Raw genomic sequence first — 26018 nt, 5'->3', positions numbered from 1 at the left:
CCTACGGCGACAGGGGGTCATGAGTCAAATGCTTTTTACCTATGACACGGAGCTCACGCTCCGGGCGGCCATGGTGTTGGTGAACACCGACCGGGTAGAAGGCGAACAACTGTCTGACCAGGCCGACCTGAATGCCTATCTGGACGACTTCGGCTGGACCGGCCGGCGTGACCGCGACGACGCCGAACTGGAGGCCGTGCGCGCGCTGCGCAGGCGCGTCGGGGAGATCTGGGCGGTGGCCGACGACGAGGAGGAGACCGTCCGCCGGGTCAACGCCTTGCTGAGCGACACCAAGGCGTCGCCGTGGTTGACCCGGCACAAGGAAATGCCGGAATGGCACCTGCACCTGGCCTCGGTCGACGATCCGCTCGCCCAGCGAATGGGCGCCGAGATGGCGATGGCACTGGCCGACCTGATCCGCGGCGGTGAACTGCGCCGTCTCAAGATCTGCGCGGCGCCGGACTGTGAGGCGGTGCTGACCGACCTGTCGAGAAACCGCTCCCGCATTTTCTGCGACACCGGCAACTGCGGTAACCGCCAGCACGTCGCGGCCTACCGGCAGCGGCAGCGCGAGGACTGAAACAGGCCTCTACGCGTATCTCACGCGCCATCCGATGCTGAGCGCATGCCGCTCAGCAGCGTGAAAAGGACCGCTTCGACGTCCTTGGCGGTCTGGTCCGGATCGCTTCCGGCCGCGATGATCAGTACCGAATTGCAGAACAGGCTGAACAAGACGTCCGCAGCGGTGGCGACCGGAACGGGCACGGCTTCGCCCGTTGCAATGGCGTCGGCGAGCGTAGCTCGGATCAGGGGCAGCGACATTTCCTCGTCGAGTTCGCGGACCCGGTCCCAGCCCAACACGCCGACGGCCTGCCGGAGCAGCATCCGGGCGTCGTCGTCGTCGACATAACCGCGCAGAAAAGCCCGCGTCGCGACCTCCACCCGTTGCCACGCGGTGGTGTCGGCCGGCATCGAGGCAACGGCGGCTTGGAGCACCGAGGCCTGGGCGCTGCGGAAGACCTCGGCGAAGATCTCCTGCTTGTCCCGAAAGTGGTGGTAGACGGCGCCATTGCTCGATTCCGAGGCCCGGGCGATCTCGTCGATCGACGTGGCCTCGAACCCCTTGGTGACGAACAGGCGGCGCGCGGCGTCGAGCACTGCCGTGCGCGTGAGCGCTGCGCTGATATCGCGCCGGCGGGGCTTGACGGAGCTCATAGAGGCGAGCATAGTGTCCGACTATCAATCGGTTACAGAGCGACACTCTGTGAAATCTTTGGACAGCGGGAGGCGGCATGGTTTCGGTGGGGGAGCTCGACGAGGCGGCTGACGTCGACCTGATGCGTCGCGACGTCGAGCAACTGGTCAGATTCGATCGCCGAACGGCGGGCGAGGGAGAGCGTGCTTCTGCGCGCTACCTCGGCGACCGGTTGGGTGAGCTCGGCGCCAAGGACGTCGCAACCTCGACATTTCGCAGCCAATCATCTTGGGCGCCCGCACATCTCGCACATCTTGCGCTCGGAGCCGGCCTGTCGGCGCTTCCGCATCCGGTGGCGCGGTGGTTGGGTGCGGCGGCCGCGGCGTCCTATGAACTCGAAGTCTCCGGACGCCTGCAGTGGGTGCGGCGTCTCCTGCCGGCGCGGCGCGGCGTATCGGTGTGGGCACGGATACCCGCCACCGGCAACTCGCGTCGCACGCTGGTGCTCTGCGCTCACCACGATGCCGCGCACATGGGGGCGGTGTGGCATCCGAATGCCGTCGCGGCGAGCCGCCGTCTGGCCGCGGCCACCGGCCACGCGGTGCCCAGCCACGCCATCCCGTTGGCCGCACTGGCGGCGGCCGCCATCCCGTCCCACCGTGTCAGGGTGGCGGCAGGCGCGGCCCTGGCCGTGAGTGCGACGCTCATGGTGCAGTCGATGCGGAGCCGGACCGCCCCCGGGGCCAACGACAACGCCTCGGGAGTCGCCGCCGTGCTCGAGCTCGCCGGTCGGTTCGTATCCTCACCTCTGCCGGAAACCACTGTGCTGATTGTGTTTCCGGGCGGTGAAGAGGCAGGGAACACAGGAATCAGGGACTGGCTGCGTCGGCACCGGCGGCAACTGGACCCCGAGCACACCCTGGTGATCAATCTCGACTCGGTCGGCAGCCGTGGGCCGATGGTCGTGTCCGCGCGAGAGGCGCTGACGAACACGTTGTCGGCAGATGCGGTCGAGCGGGCCCATCGCGCCGCCGCCGACCTCGGTTTGGGCCTCGAGCAGGTTAGTTTCCCCAACGCGACCGACGCCGCGGTCATGACCAACGCCGGCCTGCCCGCGGTGTCGCTGCTGTCCGTCGAGGACGGCTGGGTCAGCCACCTGCATCGCCCGTCCGACACCGTGGACAACGTCGATTGGAACACCGTCAGCGACGCTGTCCGGCTCGCCGGGCAGATCGCCCGAACCTGGGTACGCGACGCACAGGGTCTCGTGGCGGCATGAACACCTCGCCGCGACTGGTCACCGACCAATCCGATCGCGTGCTCACGGTGGCCTTCAACAACCCGCCGCGACACTTCTTCGACGAGCGGATGAGCATCGAATTGGACGACCTCACCCGGGAATTGCGCCGCGATTCCACAATTCGGGCGGTGGTGTTCACGGGCTGCGATGACACTTATCTGACTCATTTCGACGTACCGTCACTGCTTCGGGGAGCCGAAACGGTGCCGGTGAGTGTCGGATACGGCCCCGCCCGGGCCGTCATCGCGGGTGCGCGGGTGGCCGTCGCCCACCGCCGCGTGGATGCCGTGCTGCGTCGTACCGGGCTGCGGAACACCCTGTTCCTGGCCCGCACCTACACGTCCCTGGAACGACTTTCCCGGCTGGACCAGGTGGTGATCACCGAGATCAATGGCCTCGCCCTGGGAATGGGGGCGATCTTCGCGCTGGCCTGCGACATCCGGATCATGGCCGATGACACCGAGATCGGGTTGGTCGAGTCGGGCATCGGCCTGCTCGCAGCGGCCGGCGGAACGCAACGGCTGACCCGGATCGTGGGTACGGCGGCCGCAGTCGAACTGCTCCTCGAAGGGACCCGGCTCACGGCGGACGATGCGGCTCGACTCGGCATCGTCCACCATGTTTGCCCACGAGAAAGACTGCGCGCGAGCACGATAGAGCTCGCCGGTCGCCTGGCAGCACGGTCGCCGACGGTCACCCGGGAGATCAAACGCGCAGTCTATGACTCGAGCGCCAGGCCTACTGCCGCCTCGATGCGGCGGGAAGCCGCGGGCCTGGTTCGGACGCTGACCGATCGCGACACCAAGCGTTCGATGACCGAGTACCGCGATTATCTGGCTGCCAACGCGCCGCTGACCGACGACGTGATCCTCCGTGGCTGGGAGCGGGTCGGGGTTTCGCGCCACACCAGTTCGCCGACAATTACTTCAGACCGATAGGGAGAATCCGTGCCTGACAATCGATTGACCGACGTCGCTGTCTTCGGGGCCACCGGATACACCGGCAAGCAGATCGTGCGTGAACTTCTCGCGGCGGGCTGCTCGGTGGTGTGCGTGGGGCGTGACGTCGACAAACTGCACAAGCTGGCGGCTGACGTCGGGCAGCCCGTCCGCGTGGAGGCCGCGGACCTGACTGAGCGGTCGCGAATCGAGGAGATCTGCTCGGACGTGCGCACTGTCGTCAACGCGGCCGGGTCGTTCGTCGAAACCTGCGAACCGGTCGCCCGGGCCGCGATCGCCACCCGGACCCACTATGTCGACATCAGCGGTGAGCAACGCTCGATCCAATACGTGTTCGACGGACTGGGCGCTGCGGCCGCAGGGGCCGGTGTCGCCTTGATCCCGTCCGCGGGGTTCTACGCGGCGCTCGCCGACGCGTTGGTCAGCTTGATAGCGGCCGACACTGGGCGGATCGACACCGTCGACATCGCGTACCACATCACGGACTGGACGCCGAGCGGTGCGGCCTATGCCAACTTCCTGCGCGGGATGGGGCAACCCATCGTCCAGTTCGATCACGACTACGTCGAGGTGAGAACACCCCTGCTCCGGACGACCGAATTCCCCGATCCGGTCGGGACCCGGACGGTGTTCACCTACCCGGCACCGGACGCCGTCACCCTCCCGCGTCATCTCGATGTCGGAACCCTCCGAACCTGGATGTCCGCCAGCACATTCGGCAGCCCGGTACCGGACCGCTTCGTCCCGCTGATGACCCGCGCGGTGGGCGCGGCACTGCGGAGCCCGCTCCGGTCACTGGCCGAAACCCTCTTCAGCGCGACGACCCGGTCCACTCACACCCGGATCGACGACGACCCAACACGGTTCTGGATATCGGTCAGGGTCGAAGGAGCATCGGGCGTGCGGGCGGCAACGTTGAGCGCCGACGGTATCTTCGATCTCACGGCCCCCATCGCGGCCTCGATCGTGGGAACGACTCTCGAGGACGCATTCGCTGTCACCGGAGCTGTGAGCCCGGCGCAGATCATCGAGCCGCGGGCGTTCCTCGACGGCCTGGCCGGGCACGGGCTCACCTACACGTTGAGCTGATGCCGCCGGGCGTCGCAATCACTGCGCGGGAGGTGCTCCAGGCCGGGTTAGGGTGATGGCCGGGGGACATATGGCACGGCGACCGGCCACTCGGCTACAGCTCAGCGGGCATCGATTCCTGTTGCGGCGCATGGCTCATGCGCTGGTTCGCGGTGACGCGCGCATGCTCGACGATCCGCTGCGCGCACAGGCGGTGGCCTACGGGGCGGGGTGTGCCCTGGCGGGCATCGCGATCGCGGTGTGCGCGGTGATCGCGCTGGTGGGCCCTGGCTCGGCGCCCGGCGACGCGCCGATCCTGATGACGCGTGACACCGGTGCGCTGTATGTGCGCATCGACGACGCGGTGCATCCGGTACCCAACCTCGCGTCGGCCCGGCTCGCCGTCGGCACCCCGGCGAATCCGGCGGTGGTCGACGACGCTGTGATTGCGAAGCTCCGGCGTGGGCCACAGGTCGGAATACCGGGCGCTCCTGCCCAGATCGGCCGACCATTGAACCTCGACGAGTCGGGCTGGGCGACCTGCGATGTCGCCGAACCGGCCGAAACGGTGCTGGTGGCGGGCCGGGTCGACACCGAACTGTCGCCACTGCTCAGCGGACAAGCCCTGCTGGTCTCGGCACGTGCGGTGGGAGCGTCGACCTTCCTGCTCGCCGACGGGTGGCGGGCCCGGGTGGATCTTCGCGATATCGCCGTCGTGCGGGCGTTACATCTGGAAGGTGTGTCAGCCCAGCCGGTTTCGCAGGCGTTGCTGGACTCCGTGCCCGAGGCTCCCGTTCTGCGGGCGCCCCTGATCGTCGGGGTGGGCGATCCCGGACCGGCCGCACTGGGCGGACTAACGGTCGGAACCGTGATCCGCGTCGTGCGTGCGGGCCCTGCCGAGTTCTATGTGGTGCTCGCCGACGGGTTGCAGCGGATCGACCGGGTGGCGGCCGATGTCATCCGCTTTACCGTGGCCCAACCAACCGACGAACCGCCCGTCGTTCCCGCCGATGTGGTGGCCGACGTCCCGGTCGCCACCGGACTGGCCGTGCCACGGTTCCCGGAGCGGGTGCTACCTCGTGGACGAGCAGTGGTGTGCGCCCGTTGGGATCCGCGTCGGCCCGGACCGGATACGAATACCGTTGTTGCCATGGCCGACTCACTGTCAGGCGGCATGCAACTCGCACAGGCCGACGGTCAGGGGCCGAGCATCGACCGCGTGCAGATCCCGGTCGGCCGCAGCGTGCTGCTGGAGGCCTGCGGTGTCATTCGCGGCGACTCCGCCGGTGGGCCGGTGTATCTGTTGAACGATCTCGGTGTGTTGTTCGGGATCCGTGACCGAGAGGCCGCCGAGCAACTCGGACTCGGGACCGACGCCGTCCCCGCCCCGTGGCCCATGCTGGCGATGCTGCCGCGCGGGCCCGAACTCAGCCGTGACGCGGCGTCAGTCGTTCGGGACGTCGTGCCCGGCAACCGGCTCGCGCCGGCGTAACCGATTGGCCGCGAGCATCAATGCGGTCAAGACCGTCACGGCGACACATACGGCGGCGCCGCCGAAGGCGATGCGCCGCGGCAGGGGATCGACCGATCCGGGGACCGTCGGCGTCACCGAAACCGGAACGGTCGGTGCTGATCCGGGCGACGGTGTGCCTTCACTGACCGCGGCCAGGGCGTCGACCACGCCGTGACCCACATACGGATTCCAGCTGTCAGCCGGTGTTCGTGCGGTGTCTTCGATACGCCGCATCACCTCTCGTGCGCTCAACTGAGGGAAGCGCGAGCGCACCAGCGCGGCGATCCCGGCGACGACGGGCGCGGCATAACTGGTTCCCGAAATCGGCGCTGCGTGCCCGATCGTGCGGATCAACTGCTCGCCGTCGGGATGAAGGGACACGAGATCCTCGCCGGGGGCGGCCACATCCACCCACGGCCCGGCCAGGCTGAAAGTCGATGCCGTGCCTTTGGATCCGACCGATCCGACGCACAACACCAGGTCGTCGTACCAGGCAGGGCTGGACACCGAGCGCACGCTGTTCCAGTCGGGTTCGCCCGGTGGCCCGACGGGACCGTCCTGCTGGACACATCCGGCGCCGACGTTGCCGGCGGCCGCGACCACCACGGCGTTGCGCACGTCGACGGCGTAACGCAGTGCCGCGCCGAGCGCGCGATCGTCGGGTGTGGCGGTGGCCGGCACGCAGGCGGGAGACGAGATGTTGATGACGGTCGCGCCGAGGTCGGCCGCGGTGCGCACCGCCATCGCGAGGGTGTCGACATTGCCGACCCCGGTGGTCCCACCACCTGCGGCGAACTTGTTGCTCGACTGCCGGATGGACAGTACCGCGGCGTCGGGCGCTACGCCGCTGAAGCCGGCGCTCGGTGCGGCAGCGGCGATTCCGGCCACGATCGTGCCGTGACCGTCGCAGTCCGTGGTGCCGTCACCGTGGGACACATAGTCGCCACCGCCGATCAGGTGCGGCAGCAACCGGTGCCGGGCCACCCCGGTGTCGATGACCGCGATCTTCTGGCCACCGCCGCGGGTGAGTGGCCAGACCGCGACCAGATCCAGTGGGTTACCCACCGCGCCGGTGATGCCCACCGCGGATTGGTAGCAGGGCTGGCGCTGCTCGGTGGGATCGACCGGCGCAGGCGGAGCCGGTCGCGGCAGCAGGGTGTTGTCGATCGCGGGTGGTACGACAGCGGCCGCCGGCGCGACGGACATCAGCGGAAGCCCCGCGATCAACGTCGCGATCAACCGGCCTGAACGCTTCACCGCAGTCCCAGGTCGCGGACCAGGTCGAAGGCGCCGGCGAGCCAACAGGCCAACGGCACCACCGCGGCCAGCGCCGCGTATTCGACGGCATCGGCGAGCCGGGCCGCCGCGGGACTCTGGACGGTGACCGGCCACAGCGCGGCCACACCGGCGGCCACCGCGAGAATGCCGGTCCAACTGCCATGCGCCGGAGCCCATGCCACTGCCAGGCTGAAAGCCGCGGTGAGCGAGAGGAATCCGCAGATCGCCGTAACTGTGCGGCAGTGTCCGGACGCGTAGGTACGCGAACGCAGCAACAGCGCTATCCCGACGGCCGCGGCGAACGCGACCCCCACGACCGTGACCCGCTGCAGGCTGCCGAGGGCGAGTATCACAGTGCCCAGTGCGGCGGCGGCCGAACAACCTGCCACCAGGCTCGCCAGGTTCCGATGCCCGAGAAGGGCACGCGCGCCGGCGTCTGATGCGTCGTCGGTCGCCACCTCCTCCTCGGGGCCGGGATATTCCGGCACCGGAGGCGTCAGGCCGGCGAGGGCGATGGACAGCCGCGGGGCCAACGGCAGCAAGCCCAGCCCGAGTGCCCCCGCCACTGCACCCAATGCCGGCGTGGCGAGCGGCCACAGTACTGCGAAAACTGTTGGTATGGCGAACAACACGGCGACGGTCACGGCTGCGAGCAGCAACTGTCGACTGTCGCCGGAGACCCGGATCAGCATCGCGCCCAACGAGCCCGCCGCCGTCATGGCCAGGAAGAAGTTCGCCGGCGCAGGGCCGCCCGGAACCACGAGGAATCCCAGAACCGCGACGGATGCCACGGCTGCGCCGTTGAGGGTCGCGGTCGCGGTCGACGAATGCAGACCCCGGCGCGGTGCGGCCATCGCGATGGCCGTGACGGTGACGCTGACCGCCGCGATGGGGGCGATACGGTCCCATCCATCGGTGCCGAGCCCGGCCCACATCAATGCCAGCAGGCCGAGCGTGCAGGCCCAGAAGGACGCGGCGACACGCAGCCCGGCCGGAAGGCCGTCACGGTCCGAGTTCGCGGCCAACGTGCCCACCTGCGGCCGCTCGGATGGGGGCTGGTCGCCGTATCCGGCCAGCACCAGTAGATCGCCGTCGTGAATATCGTTCTGCACCAGGGTCGATGACTCGTCCAGGCAGCGGCCGCCGAGGTGTGCCAGTTGCCACCGGCGTGGTGTGCCGTCCGTAGCGCCGAGCGCATCGACGATCCACGGCAGCAGTTCACCCACGGTCATCGCCGCGGGCAGGGACAGGTCGACCGTGGCCGCGTCTCGGGTATCGGTCGGAGTCCCGCGGTGAATCGAGACGTGGCGCAACGAATCCGGCATCGCATCACCCCCCGGTAGACGCCGATGCATGTCACGTTAACCGACCCGGCATGCACCGCCGCGCACCAAAATTTCGGTGGAGACCGGGAACCTGACGGGCCCGGCGGGCGTCCAAACGTCGATGGAACCCATCCGCCCGCAAACCGCCACCCGCGCGCTCCCGACACGGGAGCCGACGACCGGGGAGGTGGTTATCGACGCGCCTCCCGCGCTGCCTCGCGACACCCAGGTCACTCTGTTGACCAGGCTTTTGCCGCTGGTACTCGTAGTTGCGATGGCGGGCATGATCGCGGTGTACGCCACCTCGGGCGTGTTTGCCTCGCGCGGCCCGGCGTCCATGATGTTCCCGATCATGATGGCGGCGTCGGCGATCGGTACGGTCGCCTACAGCTTCCGGGGCAACGGCCGGGCTCAGCAGCTCCACCGGGACCGCTGTGAGTACCTGCGGTACCTGGACGGGATCGACACCGCGACCGGAGAAACGGCCCGCTCGCAGTGGCAGGCGCTGCATGCCGAACACCCCGCGCCGGGAAGTCTGTGGACGCTCGCGGGAAGCGGGCAGATGTGGAAGCGCCGCCCCGGTGACGCCGCATTCTGTGAGGTGCGGATCGGGGTGGGGGACCGGCCGCTGTGGACGCGGCTGGTCGCCGCCGGAACCGGCCCGGGACCCGACGCGGACCCGGTGACGGCATCCGCTCTGGCACAACTGATCCGGCGGCGGTCGATGGTCCCCGATGCCCCGGTGACGGTGAACCTGCGGGAGCACGGCCACGTGTCCGCGAGTGGGCCGCGCACCGCGGCCCGAGCCCTGTTGCGGGCCCTGATCTGTCAGCTGGCAACCGCCCACAGCCCGCGACACGTGCGCATCGCCGCCGTCGTCGACGGGTCGACGGCAGCGGAGTGGGAGTGGTTGAAATGGCTTGCCCATCACTGGTATCCCGACAGTGAGGGTGTGCCCGCTGCGCTGCGGTTGAGCACACTCGCCGAGCTGCCCGAGGCAACGACTCAGATGCACACCATCGTCATCGTCGACCCGGGCGGCGGGTCGGCCGCGACGCCGGTGCCCGATGCCGCCGTCACGGTGATGACGGTTGCCGGTCCGGCCGAAGCCACCCCGATCACCAGCGCAGACCTGCAGCTGGACCTGGACCCGGACGCGGAGGTGGTGCGATGCGGCACCGCACAGGTGCGACCCGATCAGATGAGCCGTGAGCAGGCCGTCACGTGTGCGCGGAGGCTGGCGCGGTACCGGAGCGCGCCCATACCGGATGACTCCGGCTGGCCGGCGCTGATCGGTATCGATCCGGCCGCGATCGACCCGCCGAACAATTGGACGACGTCGGATCCGCGGCGGTTCCTTCGGGTTCCGGTCGGCAAGTGTACGGACGGCGCTCCACTGCACCTCGACCTCAAGGAAGCCGCGCACGAGGGCATGGGCCCGCACGGGCTCTGCGTCGGCGCCACCGGCTCGGGAAAATCGGAGTTCCTGCGTACGTTGGTGCTGGGCCTGATCGCTACCCATTCACCCGAGGAACTGAACCTGGTCCTCGTGGATTTCAAGGGCGGCGCAACGTTTCTCGGCCTGCAACCGGCCCGGCATGTCAGTGCGCTGATCACCAACCTGGCAGAGGAGGAGCAGCTGGTGACCCGGATGGCCGATGCGCTGGCCGGGGAGCTGACCCGTCGCCAGGAGTTGCTTCGGGCGGCAGGAAATCTGGCCAACATCGGCGAATACCGGCGCCGCAGGGACCTGCCCGCCTTACCCGCGCTGCTGATCGTGGTCGACGAGTTCTCCGAACTTCTGCAGCAGCATCCGGATTTCGCCGAGCTGTTCGTGGCGATCGGCCGGCTCGGGCGGTCGTTGGGCATACACCTGCTGCTGGCCAGCCAGCGACTGGACGAGGGCAGGCTGCGTGGGCTGGACAGCCACCTGTCGTACCGGGTGTGCCTCAAGACGTTCTCGCCCAGCGAATCCCGGTCCGTGCTCGGCATCGCCGATGCGTACGAGCTGCCCAACACACCGGGAGCGGCCTATCTCAAGACACCGTCCGGCGAGATCATCCGGTTCCAGACGGCGTTCGTCTCCGCCGCCTGTCCGACACCTGCGCCGCAGCCACCAGCACCGCTGGGGCCGTCGAGGCCGCGACGGTTCACCGGGTCCCGGGCGACGATCCTTCCCCGCCCGGCGGCACCGACGACGATCACGCTGCTACAGCAGGTTGTCGACCGGCTGGCCGGGTGCGGGACACCGGCGCATCAGGTGTGGCTGGCTCCGCTGCCGCGTGCGGTCCCGCTCAGCGACGTGCTGCTGTCCGATTCCGAGCCGCTGGCGGTAGCAGTCGGGCTGGTCGACCGTCCCTTCGAACAGCGCCGGGACCGACTGATGCTGGCGTTCGGCGGCGCCGACGGCAACGTGGCGATCGTCGGTGGGCCCCAGTCCGGAAAGTCCACGGCTGCCAAGACATTGGCGGTGGCTCTGGCCGCCACCCACCATCCTCGTGACCTCGCGATCTACTGTCTGGACTTCGGCGGGGGAGCATTGAGTGCGCTGGAGGCGCTGCCACACGTCGGGGCGGTCGCCGGGCGGGCCGACGCCGAGCTGGTCCGGCGCACCGTTGCCGAATTGCAGACGCTGGTGAGTACCCGGGAAGCACGGTTCACCGCCCTCGGCATCGGATCCATGGCCGAATACCGGATACGGCGGGCAGCCGGGGACATCGATGATCCGTTCGGCGACGTGTTCCTGATCATCGACGGTTGGGCGACGTTCCGCGGAGAACTCGATTCCCTGGAGCCGTCGATCACCGCGCTTGCCGTGCAGGGGCTTTCGCTCGGGGTCCACGTGGTGGTGACCGCGTCGCGGTGGGCCGAGTTCCGCCCGGCGCTCAAGGACCAGTTGGGAGCCCGCATCGAGTTGCGACTCGGGGACCCTTCCGAATCTGAGATGGACCGCAAACGCGCCCGACAGCTGGCCCAGACCGCACCGGGTCGAGGCCTGACCCGTGAGGGGCGCGAGCTGCTGATCGCCCTGCCCCGATTGGACGGCACGCCGAGTGACGCCGGCATCGGCGCGTCGCTGGTACGGATCGGAGACACCCTGCGCAACCAGTACGGGGATGCCCGGGCGCCGGCTGTCCGGCTGTTGCCGAGGTGTGTGCGCGGGCCCGTTTCGGAGGCGACACCGCGGGCCCGGCCCGCAACCGAAGCGCTGCTGGGCCTTGGCGAACGCGAACTCGCCCCAGTGCTGGTCGATTTCGCCGCGCAGTCCGATCTGCTGATCCTCGGCGACACCGGTTGCGGCAAGTCCACCGCGCTGCGCGCCCTGTGCGGTGACCTGGTGGCCGTGAACGAACCGTCGAGCGTGCAACTGCTCATCGTGGACTTTCGCCGCGCTCTGCTGGGGGCAGTCGAATCGGATCACCTTGCCGGATATGCGCCCTCGGCCGGGGCGCTGGAGGCCGCGTTGCCCAGAGTGCTCGATGCACTGCGGAGCCGGATGCCCGGACCCGAGGTCACCCAGCGACAGCTCCGCGACCGCTCGTGGTGGAGCGGACCGGAACTGTATGTCGTGGTCGACGATTACGACCTGGTGGCCGGTGGCGGGATGAATCCGCTGTCGCCGTTGCTGCATTACCTGCCGCATGCCCGCGACCTCGGACTGCACCTGCTGCTGGCCCGACGCTCCGGAGGTGCGGCGCGGGCGATGTTCGACCCGGTCCTGGCCGCCGTGAAAGACCTCGGCTGTATGGGCCTGATGATGAGCGCGAATCCCGACGACGGAATTCTGCTGGGTTCGGCACGGCCGGTTCGGCTTCCGCCGGGGCGCGGAACACTGATCACGCGTTCGGCACCCGATCAGTTGGTCCAGGTCACGCTCCCTGAAGGGGCGGACCCGGAATGACATCGGCGGTCATCGAGGTGGGCCCGGTGACCGTCCGCGGACCCGGCCGGGTCTCGCACCGGGCCGCAGCCGCCGTGGCGGCTATCGACGACGAGATCATCCTGGTCGATGACGAGCCGGTCGCGGTGGCGGAGCTGTGGGCCGAGGTACTCGACGCCGCGGGTGCGGGGGCTCGCGATGTCACCCTGGTATGCCCGACCTGGTGGACCTCCGATCAGTGTGATCGGGTGCGGGGCGCCGCGGTCCGCTCAGGTGCCGACGTTGTTGTGATCCAACGGGTTCAGGCCCTGTGCGGGGCGTTGACCAGTGCTTCGTGGGCCGTGGTCGAGATCGCCGACGAGATCGTCATGGTGTCGGGCGCCGATGCCCGAAGTGCCGCGCTGGCCCGCCACGGCGAGAGCGACCTGGATCCGGAGGCGGTTATACGAGCCGCCATCGCGATTGCCGGGGCATCGGCGGAGGTGGTCGTCGACGCACCGGCCGCGGTAGCCGGATCGGCGACGCTGGGCAACGCCGTGATGGCCGGTCTGCGCCGTCACGGCGCGACGGTCACCCTGGCCGACATCCGGACGTGTTGCCACGGCCTGAAAGCCCCGGAGACGCCCGCTGTTCCGGCCACCGCAGGGCGAATCGGTCTGCGGTGGGGCGGCGTGGCGATCGGTGCCGCAGCGGCCCTGGCAGCGGTGCTGGGCGGCATCGCGTTCGCCGCCCAAAGCGGGCCGGCGGACACCATGGCGATGACGATCCTCGTCGAAGGCCGGGTCGGCATGCAGATTCCGGCGGGGTGGTCGGTACGACAGGTCACCGACGGGCCGGGATCAGCTCGGGTCGAGGTGGTCTCGCCGTCCGATCCGCAGGTGATGATTCATCTGACGCAATCCGGCGTCGCGGACGGCTCCGTGGCGGACACCGTGCAGCGCGCTCTTCGCGAGCAGCCCGCCGAGGTCTTCGTCGACTTCGATCCGGCTGCGGTCGTCGCTGCGCGCCCGGTGGTCAGTTACCGGGAAATCCGCACCGGCAGGGAGATTCGTTGGGCGGTGTTCGTCGACGGCGGCGTGCGGATCGCTGTCGGGTGCCAGAGCGCCCCGGGCCGAGCGGAGGCGGTCCGGGCGGCTTGTGAGGCTGCCACCGGTTCAGCTCACACGCTGTTCTGAAATCGGATGGAACCAAAACGGGCCGCCCCGCGTCGAATTGTTATATCCCGCAAGACAAAACCGGAGGGCCGGAAAACATGTCACCAGGACTGACGGGGCCGTTGGGCACCGACTTCGATGTAATGACGAGTGTGGCCGGCCAGATCGACGTCCTCAACGACGACGTCCGGGCCATGCTGCAGACGTTTATCGGGAAGATGAGCAGCGTGCCGCCGTCAGTATGGGGCGGTGTGGCCGCCGTGCGGTTCCGCGATGTGGTCGACCGCTGGAACGGCGAATCGTTGACCCTGCACACCACACTGGTCCGGATCGCCGAGACCATCCGGACCAACGAGCGCACGTTGCGCGCCGCTGCCGACACGCACGCGCAGCGCCTCGGCAATGTCGGCGACGGAATCTGATCGGAGCCGGCGATGGACCAGATCCTGTCCTACGACTTCGGCGAGATCGAGTACTCGGTCCGTCAGGAGATCCACACCACCTCACGCCGCTTCAACGCAGCCCTCGACGAATTGCGTTCGCAGATCGCGCCTCTGCAGCAGGTCTGGACGCGTGAGGCGGCGCAGGCCTATGCCGTCGAGCAGGCCCGGTGGAACCAGGCCGCGGCGGCGCTGAACGAAATCCTGTTCTCGCTGGGCAATGCGGTGCGTGACGGTGCCGACGAAGTGGCCGCTACCGACCGCAGTGCGGCCAACGCCTGGGGAGTCTGAGGCCGGCACCTGAGAAGACATGTGCGGCCCCGCCCGGTGGAGAGGACCGGGCGGGGCCGCACATTTTCGTCTGGTTCGGTCTAGCGACTCGAGCCCGAGTCGCGGCGGGGACGGCGGTGTCCGCCACCGCGCTGCTGTCCGCCTGCGCCGGCCCCGGAACGGGCCGACGGTCCGCCGCCGTTGCGGGAGGAAACACTCGGGCGGTTGCGGCGTTGCTGCTGACCTGACTTGCCGGGCTGCCCGGACTTGTTGCCCTGGCGCCGCGGCGCCGGAGCGGCCTGGGCGACCGGCTCGGGCCGAATCGGATCACCGAAAACGCGGTCGCCGGGGGCGATCTCACGCAGCACCGGATGGTCGGTGCCGTTCACCCGGGTGATCGTGGGTTTGACGCCGGCCTTCTTGGTCAGCATGCGCACATCGGAAACCTGCGCGTCGTGCATGAGCGTCACCACGGTGCCCTCGTTGCCTGCGCGGGCCGTGCGCCCGGACCGGTGCAGGTAGGCCTTGTGCTCGACCGGCGGGTCGGCGTGCACGACGAGGCTGACGTCGTCGACGTGGATACCGCGGGCGGCGATGTCGGTGGCCACCAGAACGGCCGCCGATCCGTCGGAGAACGCGGTCAGGTTGCGGGTGCGGGCATTCTGAGACAGGTTGCCGTGCAGCTCAACTGCCGACACCCCACGCGAATTGAGCTGACGAGTCAGGTTTTTCGCGCCGTGCTTGGTGCGGGCGAACACGATGGTCCGGCCCGGGGCGGCAGCCAGATCGGCGACCACGTTGACGCGTGCGGCGTTGTCCACGTGCAGCACGTGGTGCACCATCGCGGTCACCGGGGACTGGGCCGAATCGACGCTGTGCACCACGGGGTCGTGCAGGTAGCGCTTGACCAGCACGTCGACCCCGGCATCGAGAGTGGCCGAGAACAGCAGGCGCTGGCAGTCTTTCGGCGTGCGGTCCAGCAGGCGCTTCACGCCGGGCAGGAAGCCGAGATCGGCCATGTGGTCGGCCTCGTCGAGCACGGTGACCTCGACCGCGGACAGGTCCGCGTGGCCGGACCGCATGTGGTCTTCGAGCCGGCCCGGGCAGGCGATCACGATGTCCACGCCCCCTCGGAGCGCGGAGATCTGCGGGTTGGGGCCCACGCCACCGAAGATGTTGACCGACCGCAGGCCGGTGGCCTTGGCCAGCGGGGCCAGCGAGGCCTCGATCTGGGTGACCAGTTCACGGGTGGGCGCCAGGATCAGCGCGCGGGGGCGGTTCGGCGCGCGGCGGGTGCCGCTGGTCGCCAACCGCGCCACCAGGGGCAACAGGAATGCGTACGTCTTGCCGGACCCGGTCCGGCCGCGGCCGAGGACATCGCGGCCCTTGAGTGAATCGGGCAGGGTCGCGGCCTGGATCGGGAACGGGGTCTCGATTCCGTTCCCGGCGAGGGTGGCGACGATCTCGGCGGGCAGGCCGAGCTCGGCGAATGTAGGCACAGCGGTGCCCGGGGTTTCTTGGACAGACAAAATGAAAGCTCCGAAAATAGAGGGCGGTCGTCCTGCCCGGCGCGAGTGAGATCTCGCGGCGCTCGGTGTGACGATCGAGAAGGCGGCAAAGGCAGAACAGACAAGCCGCCGTGCCCCGACTATACGGGTAGCGGGCTGGATTCCCCGATTTCTGGCGGCTGACCTGCAGGTGGTATCCATCACAGGCCGGGCCGGTCAACTATCCTGGCGGTTACGCGTGAATGCCATACCCATGGCCCGACGCCGGGAGAGATGATCGCCGTGGCCGCATCGAGCAACGCGGGAGGCCGGATGTCTGCCCGGGCACTGCCCGCGAAGGTGCGCGCCATCCATGACCTGTTCATCGAGGGCCAGGTGGACGCCGATTCGCTGGATTCCACCCCGGTGCGCCGCTTCATCGTGGAGAGCTGGCAACGCAGCCTGGCCACCGGCGTCGACCCCGATCTGGGCACCCGGGCGGCGGCGGCCGCGGCGGCACTGACCGAATTGCGCAAGTCGCACCCGCTCGCGCCGACACTGCCGCTGATCCGTCGACTGCTGGTCGACGACGCCGTCGGCGCCGGGGTGGTGGTGGCGATCACCGCGGCCGACGGCACCCTGCTGTGGGTCGAGGGCGATGCCGGCGTGCGCCGCAAGGCCGAGGCGATGAACTTCGTGCCCGGCTCGGACTGGAGCGAGCGGGCCGCCGGGACCAACGCGCCGGGCACCGCGCTGGCGCTGGACCGGGAACTGCAGATCCTCGGGTCCGAACACTTCTCCCGCACCGTGCACTCCTGGAGTTGCACCGCGGTGCCCGTGCACGACCCGGCCACCGGGGTGCTGCTGGGTGCCATCGACCTGACCGGCGGGTCCGCGGTCGCGACACCACAGACATTGGCGCTGGTCAGGGCCACCGCGGTCGCGGTCGAGAACCAGCTGGCCCTGCTGCGTCTCACGGGGCCCGTCGCACCGGCCGGGCCCGAGGGGGCACGGTTGACGGTGCTGGGCGCCGACCGCCCGCGCTGGCAGGTGGCCGACGCCGCGGGTCGGCCCGAATCGAGCGGGCTGACCGGGCGGCACGCCGACATCCTGGTCCTGCTGATCCGGCACCCCGAGGGGCTGAGCGCCGATCACCTGGCCATGCTGCTCGACGACAAGGACCTCGACGTGGTCACCGTGCGGGCCGAGGTGTCGCGGCTGCGCCGGGTCATCGGCAGCACCTACATCGAGTCGCGGCCCTACCGGCTGATGGCACCGGTGGCCAGCGATATGGGCGATGTCTTCGACGCGCTGCAGGCCGGGAACGTCTCGGCCGCCCTTGACGCGTACACCGGGGCGCTGTTGCCGCAATCGGTCTCACCGGCCATCGCGCGGTTGCGCACCGAACTGAGCGCCAGCCTGCGCGAAGCGGTGCTGGCCGGGGGCAGCCTGAGCCTGCTGCGGCGGTGGTTGGCGCTGCCCGACGGCCGCGACGACCGGCAGGGTTGGCGGGTGCTGCACGACCACGCCGAGGCCGACCCGCTGGCCCGGGCGCAGGCCCGTGGCCACCTGGCCGGGATCGACTCCGAGCTGGGTTGAATTTGTCGGCCCGCCGACGTGCTGATTGTCGGCTCGCCGACGTGCTGACCGCGTCGCCGGCGACTCTGCAACGTTGCTTTTGATCAGTGCAACTGTGCTGCAACCTACTGCTGACTACCTTTAGTGACGACCGACACATCTGGGTGTCCGATGCAGGAGATTGCCATGACTGTTTATGCACGTCCGGGCGCCGAAGGCGCCCTGATGTCGTTCGAGGCCCGCTATGACAACTACATCGGCGGAGAGTGGGTCGCCCCCGCCGAGGGCCGCTACTTCGAGAACCCGACGCCGGTCACCGGTCAGGTGTTCTGCGAGGTGGCCCGCTCCACCGAGGCCGACGTCGAGAAGGCGCTGGATGCCGCTCACGCCGCCGCGCCGGCGTGGGGCAAGACCTCGCCCGCCGAGCGCGCCGTCGTCCTCAACAAGATCGCCGACCGGATCGAGGAGAACCTCGAATCCGTCGCGCTGGCCGAGTCGTGGGACAACGGCAAGCCGATCCGCGAGACGCTGAATGCCGACATCCCGCTGGCGGTCGACCACTTCCGGTACTTCGCCGGCGTGCTGCGGGCCCAGGAAGGCTCGCTCTCGCAGATCGACGAGGACACCGTCGCCTACCACTTCCACGAGCCGCTCGGCGTGGTCGGGCAGATCATCCCCTGGAACTTCCCGATCCTGATGGCGGTGTGGAAGCTGGCCCCGGCGCTGGCCGCAGGTAACGCGGTGGTGCTCAAACCTGCTGAGCAGACGCCGGTTTCGGTGCTCTACCTGATGTCGCTGATCGGTGACCTGCTGCCCGCCGGCGTGGTCAACGTGGTCAACGGGTTCGGTGTCGAGTGCGGCAAGCCGCTGGCCTCGAGCAACCGGATCGCCAAGATCGCCTTCACCGGTGAGACCACCACGGGCCGGCTGATCATGCAGTACGCCAGCCAGAACCTGATCCCGGTGACGCTCGAGCTGGGCGGCAAGAGCCCGAACATCTTCTTCTCCGACGTGCTGGCCGCCGCCGACGACTTCCAGGACAAGGCCCTGGAAGGGTTCACCATGTTCGCCCTGAACCAGGGTGAGGTATGCACCTGCCCGTCGCGGTCGCTGATCCAGGCCGACATCTACGACGAGTTCCTCGAACTGGCCGCCATCCGTACCAAGGCCGTTCGTCAGGGTGACCCGCTGGACACCGAGACCATGATCGGTGCACAGGCCTCCAACGATCAGCTGGAGAAGATCCTGTCCTACATCGAGATCGGCAAAACCGAAGGCGCCCAACTGATCACCGGTGGCGAGCGGGCCGATCTGGGTGGCGACCTCAACGGCGGTTTCTACGTGGCGCCGACGATCTTCACCGGACACAACAAGATGCGCCTGTTCCAGGAGGAGATCTTCGGGCCGGTCGTGGCCGTGACCTCGTTCAAGGATTACGACGACGCCATCTCCATCGCCAACGACACGCTCTACGGCCTGGGTGCCGGCGTCTGGAGCCGCAACGGCAACACCGCCTACCGCGCCGGGCGCGACATCAAGGCCGGCCGGGTGTGGACCAACTGCTACCACGCCTACCCCGCGCACGCGGCGTTCGGCGGCTACAAGCAGTCCGGCATCGGCCGGGAGAACCACAAGATGATGCTCGATCACTACCAGCAGACCAAGAACCTGCTGGTGAGCTATGGCAACAAGGCCCAGGGCTTCTTCTGACGGGCGCTCGCGCGAGGTACCGGTAAACCCGGTGCCCCCTGATCCGCCGTCGAGTGTGGAGCTGTTGCGACATCTGACCCGCACGCTCGCAACAGCTCCACACTCGCGGTACCTGTTGTGGAACAACTGAATACCGCAGAAGCCGTTGGCATCCGGCGGCGGCTTCGCCGTGCCTGCCGCGTCTGTCGAATCGACGTGGGAACAGCGAAATCACCTGTGCTGCAGTGTATAGCGACGATGTCACGGCGCGCTGAGGCGAGTTTCCCGTTGGGGTGGACAGAGTGACGGCTGAGGGTGATACTCATCTAGTCAAAGGTTGAGAAACATACCTTTAACCTCGCGCCGATGAGCGCGGGGACTGGCCGCAAGCAACCGGCCTCACATGCGAATAGCTTTGTCAATGAAGGAGTTTGAAATGGCGGGTGTGGAAGAACACCTGGAGAGCGCTGACTATCTACAGAAACGTCAGCTCAAATCCGGAAGTGCCGGGTGGCTGCTGTTGGCCGGCCTCGGCGTCAGTTACGTGATCTCCGGCGACTTCTCGGGCTGGAACTTCGGCCTCGAGCAGGGCGGCTTCGGCGGCCTGCTGATCGCCGTGGTGGTCATCGCCGCCATGTACTTCTGCATGGTGCTGGGCCTGGCCGAGCTGTCCTCGGCGTTGCCCGCGGCCGGTGGTGGCTACACCTTCGCCCGTCGCGCGCTCGGTCCCTGGGGCGGCTTCGCCACCGGGACCGCGATCCTGATCGAATACTCGATCGCCCCGGCGGCGATCGCCACGTTCATCGGCGGCTACGTCGAATCGCTCGGCCTGTTCGGCATTCACAAGGGCTGGTGGATCTACCTCGCGGCGTTCGTCATCTTCATCGGCATCCACCTCGCCGGGGTCGGTGAGGCGCTGCGGCTGATGTTCGTCATCACCGCGATCGCGCTGCTGGGCCTGGTCATCTTCGCGGTGAGCGCCATCGGCCACTTCGACGTCGCCAACCTGACCGACATCGCCCCCGACGCCGCCGCGGTGGGTGCGTCGAGCTTCCTGCCGCACGGCTACCTGGGCATCTGGGCGGCGATCCCGTTCGCCATCTGGTTCTTCCTGGCCGTCGAGGGCGTCCCGCTGGCCGCCGAGGAGACCGCCAACCCGGAGCGCAACGTGCCGCGCGGCATCATCGCCGCGATGACGGTGCTGATCATCACCTGCGTGACGGTGCTGTTCCTGACGGCAGGCGCCGGCGGTGCCGACGCGATGTCGACGGTGGACGATCCGCTGGTGCAGGCCCTCGGCGGTGCCGGGTTCGCCGCCAAGGCGGTCAACTACATCGGCCTGTTCGGGCTGATCGCGAGCTTCTTCTCGATCATCTACGCCTACTCGCGGCAGACCTTCGCGCTGTCGCGGGCCGGTTACCTGCCCACGAGGCTGTCGGTCACCAACAAGCGCAAGGCCCCGACGCTCGCGCTGATCGTCCCGGGCATCATCGGCTTCCTGCTGTCGCTGACCGGCCACGGTGATCTGATCCTGAACATGGCGGTCTTCGGCGCGGCGCTGAGCTACGTGCTGATGATGATCAGCCACATCGTGCTGCGGGTCCGCGAGCCCAACATGCCGCGGCCGTACCGCACCCCGGGCGGCATCATCACCACCGGATTCGCCTTGGTGATCGCAGTCGTGGCGCTCATCGCGACCTTCGTGGTCAGCCCGGTGGCCGCGGGCCTGTGCCTGGCCGTGTTCTGCGCGTTCATGCTCTACTTCGCGCTCTACAGCCGCCACCGCCTGGTGGCCAACTCGCCCGACGAGGAGTTCGCGATGCTCGCGGAAGCGGAGAGTGCCCTGAAATGAAGTACCACCAGCAGGTCTCGGGGGTGACCTACAGCTTCGACGGTCTCGTCGAGGTGATGGCCAAGGCCACCCCACTGCGCTCCGGCGATCAGCTCGCCGGCTGCGCGGCCGAGCACGACGGTGAACGCGCCGCGGCCGCCTGGGTGCTCGCGGACCTGCCGCTGGACATCTTCCTCAATGAGGAACTGGTCCCGTACGACACCGACGAGGTCACCCGGCTGATCATGGACAGCCATGACCGGCAAGCCTTTTCGGAGATCTCGCACCTGACCGTCGGCGGGCTGCGGGACTGGCTGATGGACACCGCCGCGCATGACCACAGCGCCGAGCGGCTGGCCGCGGTCTCCTCGGGGCTGACCCCGGAGATGGTCGCGGCGGTCAGCAAGATCATGCGCAACCAGGATCTGATCGCGGTCTCGGCCGCCGCGGAGGTGACCGCGGCGTTCCGGACCACCGTCGGCGCTCGCGGCACCCTGGCCACCCGGCTGCAGCCCAACCACCCCACCGACGACCCCCGCGGGATCGCCGCGGCGGTGCTCGACGGGCTGCTGCTGGGCTGCGGCGATGCGGTGATCGGGATCAACCCGGCCACCGACTCGCCGCAGGCCACCGCGGACCTGCTGTACCTGCTGGATTCGATCCGGACGCGCTATGACATCCCGGCCCAGTCCTGCGTGCTGTCGCACGTCACCACCACGATCGGGCTGGTGGAGGCCGGGGCGCCGGTGGACCTGATGTTCCAGTCCGTCGCGGGCACCGAGGGGGCCAACTCCGCGTTCGGGGTCAACCTGCAGCTGCTGCGGGAGGGCAACGAGGCCGCACGCAGCCTGCGCCGCGGCACCGTCGGCGACAACGTCATGTACCTGGAGACCGGGCAGGGGTCGGTGCTCAGCTCCGGCGCGCACCTGGGTGTGGGCGGCAAGCCGGTGGATCAGCAGACCCTGGAGGCCCGGGCCTACGCGGTGGCCCGCGACCTGCAGCCGCTGCTGGTCAACACGGTCGTCGGGTTCATCGGGCCGGAGTACCTCTACGACGGAAAGCAGATCATCCGGGCCGGGCTGGAAGACCACTTCTGCGGCAAGCTGCTGGGCCTGCCGATGGGTGTGGACGTCTGCTACACCAACCACGCCGAGGCCGACCAGAACGACATGGACAACCTGCTGACGTTGTTGGCCGCGGCCGGAGTGGCCTTCGTCATCACCGTGCCGGGAGCCGACGACGTCATGCTCGGCTACCAGAGCCTGTCGTTCCACGACGTGCTGACCACCCGCCGCACCCTGGGCCTGCGTCCGGCCGCCGAGTTCGAGGCGTGGCTGCGCAGCGTCGGGATGGTCGACGACTCCGGCAAGCTGACGCCGTTCGACCTGGAGCGTTCGGTGCTGCGGTCCCTGACTTCGGCGGAGACGTCATGAGTCCCAATGAGATTGCGGTTCAAGAGTTCTGGGATGAGCTGCGCAAGACGACGCAAGCCAGGATCGGGCTGGGACGGGCCGGTAACGCGCTGCCCACCCGCCGGGTGCTCGAGCTGGCGGCGGCGCACGCTGCGGCCCGCGATGCCGTGCACGTTCCGCTGGACGTAGATCGGCTCGCCGCAGAGGTCCGCGCGGTCGGCATCGGTGAGCCGACCGTGGTGACCAGTAAGGCCACCTCCCGCGACGAATATCTGCGCAGGCCCGACCTGGGGCGCGAACCCGCCGAGGGCATGCAGGTGCCCGACACCCCGGCCGACATCGGCTTCGTGCTGGCCGACGGGTTGTCGCCGACCGCACTGGATCGTCACGGTGCGACGCTGCTGGCGGCGTTGGTGGCCGAGTTGCGGGACCGCTACACCCTGGCCCCGCCGGTGATCGCGACCCAGGCCCGCGTCGCCTTGGGCGACCACGTCGCAGCGCAGGCCCACATGCGGACGGTGATCGTGGTGATCGGGGAGCGGCCCGGGCTGAGCGTGGCCGACAGCCTCGGCATCTACCTCACCCACCTGCCGATGCCCGGCCGCACCGACGCTGACCGCAACTGCATCTCCAACATCCACCCGCCCGACGGCCTGGGCTACGCCGAAGCCGCCCGGGTGGCGGCCGGCCTGGTCGACGGTGCACTGGCGCTGGGCCGCTCCGGCGTCGACCTGAAGGACACCTCACGGACCTCGGCGCTCGGCACCCCGGGTGTCGTCGAACTCACCTGAACCCACCAGAGGGGAACCCTTGATGACCTCACGTGCACCGCTGTCCCTACTCGTCGCCGCGGTGACCGCGGTGCTGACCGTTGCCGGGTGCGGCTCCGGTACCGAGTCGTCGCAGTCGTCGGGCACCCCGGCGGATCCGTCAGCCCCCGCCGCGAACTGCCGCACGCTGGCCGAGAACCCCGGTTGGTACGGCGACAACCGGGACCGGATCGACGCGATGCTCGCGGAGCTGGGGACCTGCGGGGCCAACGGCTCGGTGGCCGACGGCGCACCGCTCGCGCTGTTCGACTGGGACAACACCGTGGTCAAGAACGACATCGGTGATGCGTCGTTCTTCTGGATGGTGCGCAACGGCAAGCTGCGGGCACCCGTCGGCGGCGACTGGTCGACCACGAGCCCCTACCTCACCCCGCAGGCCGCGGCGGCCCTGGCCAAGGCGTGCGCCGCGGCCAAGCCCGGCCAGCCGATGCCGACCGACACCGACCTCGGCTGCGCCGACGAACTGCTGTCGGTCTACACCGAAGGGGAGACACGTGCCGACGAGCCGGCGTTCGCCGGGTTCAACGCCCGCCGGTTCGAACCGTCCTACGCCTGGGCGGCGCAGATGCTGGCCGGCTGGCACGAATCGGAGCTGACCGGTTTCGCCGAGGCCGCCCGCAAAGAGAACCTCGAGGCGCCCGAGGGTACCGAGCAGAAGGTCGGCAGCGGCGACGAGACCGGCTGGGTGCGGTACTACCCGCAGATGCGCGATCTGGTGGAGACCTTGCGCGCCAACGGTTTCGACGTACGCATCATCTCCGCATCGGCCGAGCCGGTGGTGCGGGTATGGGCGGCCGACCTCGGTTTCACGCCCGACAAGGTGATGGGAGTGCGGACCGAGCGCGACGGTGACGTCCTGACGTCGAAGCTGGTGCCGTGCGGCGGAGAGACGGCCATCCCGTACATCGAGGGCAAGCGGTGCCGGGTCAACGAGGACGTCTTCGGGGTCAAGGGGCCGGCCGCGTTCGAGCAGCAGGCCGAGCCCAAGCGCGCGGCCTTCGGCGCCGGTGATTCAGACACCGATGTCACGTTCCTCACCGATGCCACCGCCCTGCGCCTGGTGCTCAACCGCAACAAGACCGAGTTGATGTGCTCGGCCTACGACAACGCCGACGGTCGCTGGCTGGTCAATCCCATGTTCATCGAGCCGAAGAAGAAGCAGGGCGAGGCCTACGAATGCGCGACGGAGGGCTACATCGAGCCCAGCGGCAAGGAAGCCCCGCTGCACCGCCCGGACGGAAGCGTGGTGCCCGACCAGCAGGACGGGGTGTCCTGACACCGTGAGGATGCTGGCGTAAAGCTCGGAGTTTCCTGGCTCAGCAATTCCACAGCCCGGCGGCGGGGTGCCCTACAGAATTCGGGCGTCAGATACGTGCCATGAGCGCAGATGAGGGGCAGCTGAAACTCAAGGGGCACAGCCGGATACAGGTAACCGGCATGTTACTTGGCGTCGCCGCCATCTCGGCGATGGCAACGTTCGCGTTCGGGCATCCCGAGGAAATGCCTGCGGGGCAGGGCAACCCGCTTGCCGGATCCGGTGACGCCCCGACGAACACGGTGTTCACCCAGCCGGTGGTCGGCCAGATGAAACTCGGCAGCACGGTCACCGACACCACTCCTCCGGCCACGAAATAGGTTGCGGTGGAACGTATGTCAACCCGGACATTCGGGGTGTCGGTGGCCCTGGCGGCGCCGCTGGCTGCTCTGGTGATGAGCGGGATCGCCCACGCATCGTCGCCCGATGTGGTCGGCCAGAAGTACGGCGATGCCTCGGGCACTCTCAGCGGAGCCGGGTACTCACCGGTGGTGGAAACGACGGTCGGTGACCGCGAATCCTGGTCGGACTGCGTCGTCACCTGGCAACAGGACCGCACCGTGCAGCCGCCTCCCAACACCACGGGCTCGGCGACCAATCAGACGCTGGTCTCCCTCAACTGCGACAAGTCGGTGGCATCGGCCACGGGTCCGGGAAACTCCGCGGCCAGCCCGGAGGGCCGCGCGGCGATCCAGGCTGCTCAACAGCAGGCCGCGCAGGACCAGGCGCAGGCCGGGAAGAAGCACTAGGCTCGCGTCCTGGAAGTGCACGCCCGGAATCCGGGAGTTGGCCGGTCCTGCGCGTCGGGGTCCTTAAGGGCGTTGTGACCTGCGCTGTTTTGACCTCAAGGGAAGCCCACCGGTAAGCTGCTCCGTTGGTGTGTGCTGCCCTTTTGGGTGAGCGGGTCCCGGGTCAACGTCGGTCGCCGGGAAAACCGAGTACATGCGCCGCGACCGGCACCCGGATCAAACCGGGACTCAAAACCCGAGTCTAGAACTCGAAAGAGAAAGGTAAGCGCTGTGCCTACGTACACGCCGAAGGCGGGTGACACCACGCGTCAGTGGTACGTCATCGACGCCCAGGACGTGGTGCTCGGCCGGCTCGCCGCTGCAGCTGCCAATCTGCTGCGCGGCAAGCACAAGCCGACGTTCACGCCGAATGTCGATGGTGGCGATTTCGTCATCGTCATCAACGCCGAGAAGATTGCCGTCAGCGGCAACAAGCTCACCAACAAGTTCGCTTACAGCCACTCGGGTTACCCGGGCGGTCTGCGCAAGCGCACCATCGGTGAGCTGCTGGAGAAGCACCCGACCCGCGTCGTCGAGAACGCGATCATCGGCATGCTGCCCCACACCAAGCTCGGTCGGCAGATCCAGAAGAAGCTCAAGGTCTACGCCGGTCCGGATCATCCGCACGCCGCGCAGCAGCCGGTTCCGTACGAGATCAAGCAGGTGGCCCAGTGACCGAAACGATTGAGAACGGCGACGTCGTCGA

22 protein-coding genes are annotated in these 26018 nt (G+C 68.6%); 18 read left to right on the top strand and 4 right to left on the bottom strand.

Features of this window, described 5'->3' with window-relative positions:
* Positions 1-28: 28 nt before the first annotated feature.
* On the top strand, positions 29-580 hold the full coding sequence (locus ACNQR1_RS29690) for a CGNR zinc finger domain-containing protein (RefSeq protein WP_418050554.1): 552 nt from the start codon (positions 29-31) through the stop codon (positions 578-580).
* Between the two features lie 20 nt (positions 581-600).
* Here ACNQR1_RS29690 and ACNQR1_RS29685 read toward each other — a convergent pair whose 3' ends face one another.
* Positions 601-1215, bottom strand: a complete 615-nt coding sequence (locus ACNQR1_RS29685; protein WP_418049154.1) for a TetR/AcrR family transcriptional regulator — start codon at positions 1213-1215, stop codon at positions 601-603.
* Positions 1216-1292: 77 nt separating this feature from the next.
* Here ACNQR1_RS29685 and ACNQR1_RS29680 point away from each other — a divergent pair, with 77 nt between their 5' ends.
* From ACNQR1_RS29680 to eccB, 4 genes are all read left to right on the top strand, one after another.
* Complete coding sequence (locus ACNQR1_RS29680; RefSeq protein ID WP_418049153.1) at positions 1293-2474, top strand: M28 family metallopeptidase; 1182 nt, start codon at positions 1293-1295, stop codon at positions 2472-2474.
* Positions 2471-3433: an enoyl-CoA hydratase/isomerase family protein gene (locus ACNQR1_RS29675; protein WP_418049152.1), complete on the top strand. Its 963-nt coding sequence runs from the start codon at positions 2471-2473 to the stop codon at positions 3431-3433. Before ACNQR1_RS29680 ends, ACNQR1_RS29675 begins: the two co-directional genes overlap by 4 nt.
* Positions 3434-3442: 9 nt before the next feature.
* Entirely contained in the window at positions 3443-4543 is a 1101-nt protein-coding gene (locus ACNQR1_RS29670; RefSeq protein ID WP_418049151.1) for a saccharopine dehydrogenase NADP-binding domain-containing protein, read from the top strand.
* A 70-nt stretch (positions 4544-4613) separates the two neighbouring features.
* A complete protein-coding gene (gene eccB / locus ACNQR1_RS29665; RefSeq protein ID WP_418049150.1) occupies positions 4614-6014 on the top strand; it encodes a type VII secretion protein EccB in 1401 nt (466 codons plus the stop codon).
* On the opposite strand, the gene mycP is transcribed toward eccB, so the two are convergent.
* Positions 5967-7292, bottom strand: coding sequence for a type VII secretion-associated serine protease mycosin (gene mycP / locus ACNQR1_RS29660; RefSeq protein WP_418049149.1), 1326 nt, complete (start codon positions 7290-7292; stop codon positions 5967-5969). The two genes, eccB and mycP, sit on opposite strands and share 48 nt — an antisense overlap.
* Positions 7289-8638, bottom strand: coding sequence for a type VII secretion integral membrane protein EccD (gene eccD, locus ACNQR1_RS29655; RefSeq protein ID WP_418049148.1), 1350 nt, complete (start codon positions 8636-8638; stop codon positions 7289-7291). The genes mycP and eccD overlap by 4 nt, the downstream gene beginning before the upstream one ends.
* Before the next feature lie 121 nt (positions 8639-8759).
* On the opposite strand from eccD, the gene eccCa reads away from it, so the two are divergent.
* The 4 genes from eccCa (at position 8760) to ACNQR1_RS29635 (ending at position 14403) form a co-directional block, all read left to right on the top strand.
* Positions 8760-12539, top strand: coding sequence for a type VII secretion protein EccCa (gene eccCa / locus ACNQR1_RS29650; RefSeq protein WP_418050553.1), 3780 nt, complete (start codon positions 8760-8762; stop codon positions 12537-12539).
* On the top strand, positions 12536-13693 hold the full coding sequence (locus ACNQR1_RS29645; RefSeq protein WP_418049147.1) for a type VII secretion-associated protein: 1158 nt from the start codon (positions 12536-12538) through the stop codon (positions 13691-13693). The genes eccCa and ACNQR1_RS29645 overlap by 4 nt, the downstream gene beginning before the upstream one ends.
* 77 nt (positions 13694-13770) lie before the next feature.
* Positions 13771-14094, top strand: a complete 324-nt coding sequence (locus tag ACNQR1_RS29640; protein ID WP_418049146.1) for a WXG100 family type VII secretion target — start codon at positions 13771-13773, stop codon at positions 14092-14094.
* A gap of 12 nt (positions 14095-14106) precedes the next feature.
* On the top strand, positions 14107-14403 hold the full coding sequence (locus tag ACNQR1_RS29635; RefSeq protein WP_418049145.1) for a WXG100 family type VII secretion target: 297 nt from the start codon (positions 14107-14109) through the stop codon (positions 14401-14403).
* Positions 14404-14483: 80 nt separating this feature from the next.
* Here the strand turns inward: ACNQR1_RS29635 and ACNQR1_RS29630 are convergent, their stop codons facing one another.
* Positions 14484-15881, bottom strand: a complete 1398-nt coding sequence (locus ACNQR1_RS29630; RefSeq protein WP_418050552.1) for a DEAD/DEAH box helicase — start codon at positions 15879-15881, stop codon at positions 14484-14486.
* 282 nt (positions 15882-16163) lie between these two features.
* Here ACNQR1_RS29630 and ACNQR1_RS29625 point away from each other — a divergent pair, with 282 nt between their 5' ends.
* The 9 genes from ACNQR1_RS29625 (at position 16164) to rplM (ending at position 25987) form a co-directional block, all read left to right on the top strand.
* The gene (locus ACNQR1_RS29625; protein WP_418049144.1) at positions 16164-17468 is read left to right on the top strand and encodes a GAF domain-containing protein; all 1305 of its coding nucleotides are present in this window, start codon (positions 16164-16166) and stop codon (positions 17466-17468) included.
* Between the two features lie 165 nt (positions 17469-17633).
* Positions 17634-19157: an aldehyde dehydrogenase gene (gene adh, locus ACNQR1_RS29620; RefSeq protein WP_418049143.1), complete on the top strand. Its 1524-nt coding sequence runs from the start codon at positions 17634-17636 to the stop codon at positions 19155-19157.
* A 415-nt stretch (positions 19158-19572) separates the two neighbouring features.
* Positions 19573-20988 carry an ethanolamine permease gene (eat, locus tag ACNQR1_RS29615; protein ID WP_418049142.1) on the top strand — a complete coding sequence of 472 codons (1416 nt, stop codon included), beginning with the start codon at positions 19573-19575 and terminating at the stop codon, positions 20986-20988.
* Positions 20985-22400, top strand: coding sequence for an ethanolamine ammonia-lyase subunit EutB (locus ACNQR1_RS29610; RefSeq protein ID WP_418049141.1), 1416 nt, complete (start codon positions 20985-20987; stop codon positions 22398-22400). Before eat ends, ACNQR1_RS29610 begins: the two co-directional genes overlap by 4 nt.
* The gene (eutC, locus tag ACNQR1_RS29605) at positions 22397-23170 is read left to right on the top strand and encodes an ethanolamine ammonia-lyase subunit EutC (RefSeq protein WP_418049140.1); all 774 of its coding nucleotides are present in this window, start codon (positions 22397-22399) and stop codon (positions 23168-23170) included. The genes ACNQR1_RS29610 and eutC overlap by 4 nt, the downstream gene beginning before the upstream one ends.
* 22 nt (positions 23171-23192) lie before the next feature.
* Positions 23193-24485, top strand: a complete 1293-nt coding sequence (locus ACNQR1_RS29600) for a haloacid dehalogenase-like hydrolase (protein WP_418049139.1) — start codon at positions 23193-23195, stop codon at positions 24483-24485.
* Positions 24486-24586: 101 nt separating this feature from the next.
* A complete protein-coding gene (locus ACNQR1_RS29595) occupies positions 24587-24844 on the top strand; it encodes a hypothetical protein (RefSeq protein ID WP_418049138.1) in 258 nt (85 codons plus the stop codon).
* Between the two features lie 15 nt (positions 24845-24859).
* The gene (locus tag ACNQR1_RS29590; RefSeq protein WP_418049137.1) at positions 24860-25273 is read left to right on the top strand and encodes a hypothetical protein; all 414 of its coding nucleotides are present in this window, start codon (positions 24860-24862) and stop codon (positions 25271-25273) included.
* A gap of 270 nt (positions 25274-25543) precedes the next feature.
* The gene (gene rplM, locus ACNQR1_RS29585) at positions 25544-25987 is read left to right on the top strand and encodes a 50S ribosomal protein L13 (protein WP_328816506.1); all 444 of its coding nucleotides are present in this window, start codon (positions 25544-25546) and stop codon (positions 25985-25987) included.
* Positions 25988-26018: the final 31 nt, after the last annotated feature.

Source organism: Mycobacterium sp. 48b (assembly GCF_048282725.1).
GTDB lineage: Bacteria > Actinomycetota > Actinomycetes > Mycobacteriales > Mycobacteriaceae > Mycobacterium.
Note: the sequence above shows the minus strand (reverse complement) of the source record. Positions and strands in the feature narration are given on the sequence as shown.

Bases quoted from the DNA above. Each gene is read 5' to 3' on its own strand.
- eat (WP_418049142.1), top strand. From the start codon at position 19,573: ATGGCGGGTGTGGAAGAACACCTGGAGAGCGCTGACTATCTACAGAAA.
- eccD (WP_418049148.1), bottom strand. From the start codon at position 8,638: ATGCCGGATTCGTTGCGCCACGTCTCGATTCACCGCGGGACTCCGACC.
- adh (WP_418049143.1), top strand. From the start codon at position 17,634: ATGACTGTTTATGCACGTCCGGGCGCCGAAGGCGCCCTGATGTCGTTC.
- eccCa (WP_418050553.1), top strand. From the start codon at position 8,760: ATGGAACCCATCCGCCCGCAAACCGCCACCCGCGCGCTCCCGACACGG.
- ACNQR1_RS29685 (WP_418049154.1), bottom strand. From the start codon at position 1,215: ATGAGCTCCGTCAAGCCCCGCCGGCGCGATATCAGCGCAGCGCTCACG.
- ACNQR1_RS29600 (WP_418049139.1), top strand. From the start codon at position 23,193: ATGACCTCACGTGCACCGCTGTCCCTACTCGTCGCCGCGGTGACCGCG.
- ACNQR1_RS29680 (WP_418049153.1), top strand. From the start codon at position 1,293: ATGGTTTCGGTGGGGGAGCTCGACGAGGCGGCTGACGTCGACCTGATG.
- ACNQR1_RS29640 (WP_418049146.1), top strand. From the start codon at position 13,771: ATGTCACCAGGACTGACGGGGCCGTTGGGCACCGACTTCGATGTAATG.
- ACNQR1_RS29675 (WP_418049152.1), top strand. From the start codon at position 2,471: ATGAACACCTCGCCGCGACTGGTCACCGACCAATCCGATCGCGTGCTC.
- ACNQR1_RS29625 (WP_418049144.1), top strand. From the start codon at position 16,164: ATGATCGCCGTGGCCGCATCGAGCAACGCGGGAGGCCGGATGTCTGCC.
- ACNQR1_RS29635 (WP_418049145.1), top strand. From the start codon at position 14,107: ATGGACCAGATCCTGTCCTACGACTTCGGCGAGATCGAGTACTCGGTC.
- eutC (WP_418049140.1), top strand. From the start codon at position 22,397: ATGAGTCCCAATGAGATTGCGGTTCAAGAGTTCTGGGATGAGCTGCGC.
- ACNQR1_RS29690 (WP_418050554.1), top strand. From the start codon at position 29: ATGCTTTTTACCTATGACACGGAGCTCACGCTCCGGGCGGCCATGGTG.
- ACNQR1_RS29610 (WP_418049141.1), top strand. From the start codon at position 20,985: ATGAAGTACCACCAGCAGGTCTCGGGGGTGACCTACAGCTTCGACGGT.
- ACNQR1_RS29590 (WP_418049137.1), top strand. From the start codon at position 24,860: ATGTCAACCCGGACATTCGGGGTGTCGGTGGCCCTGGCGGCGCCGCTG.
- eccB (WP_418049150.1), top strand. From the start codon at position 4,614: ATGGCACGGCGACCGGCCACTCGGCTACAGCTCAGCGGGCATCGATTC.
- ACNQR1_RS29645 (WP_418049147.1), top strand. From the start codon at position 12,536: ATGACATCGGCGGTCATCGAGGTGGGCCCGGTGACCGTCCGCGGACCC.
- ACNQR1_RS29595 (WP_418049138.1), top strand. From the start codon at position 24,587: ATGAGCGCAGATGAGGGGCAGCTGAAACTCAAGGGGCACAGCCGGATA.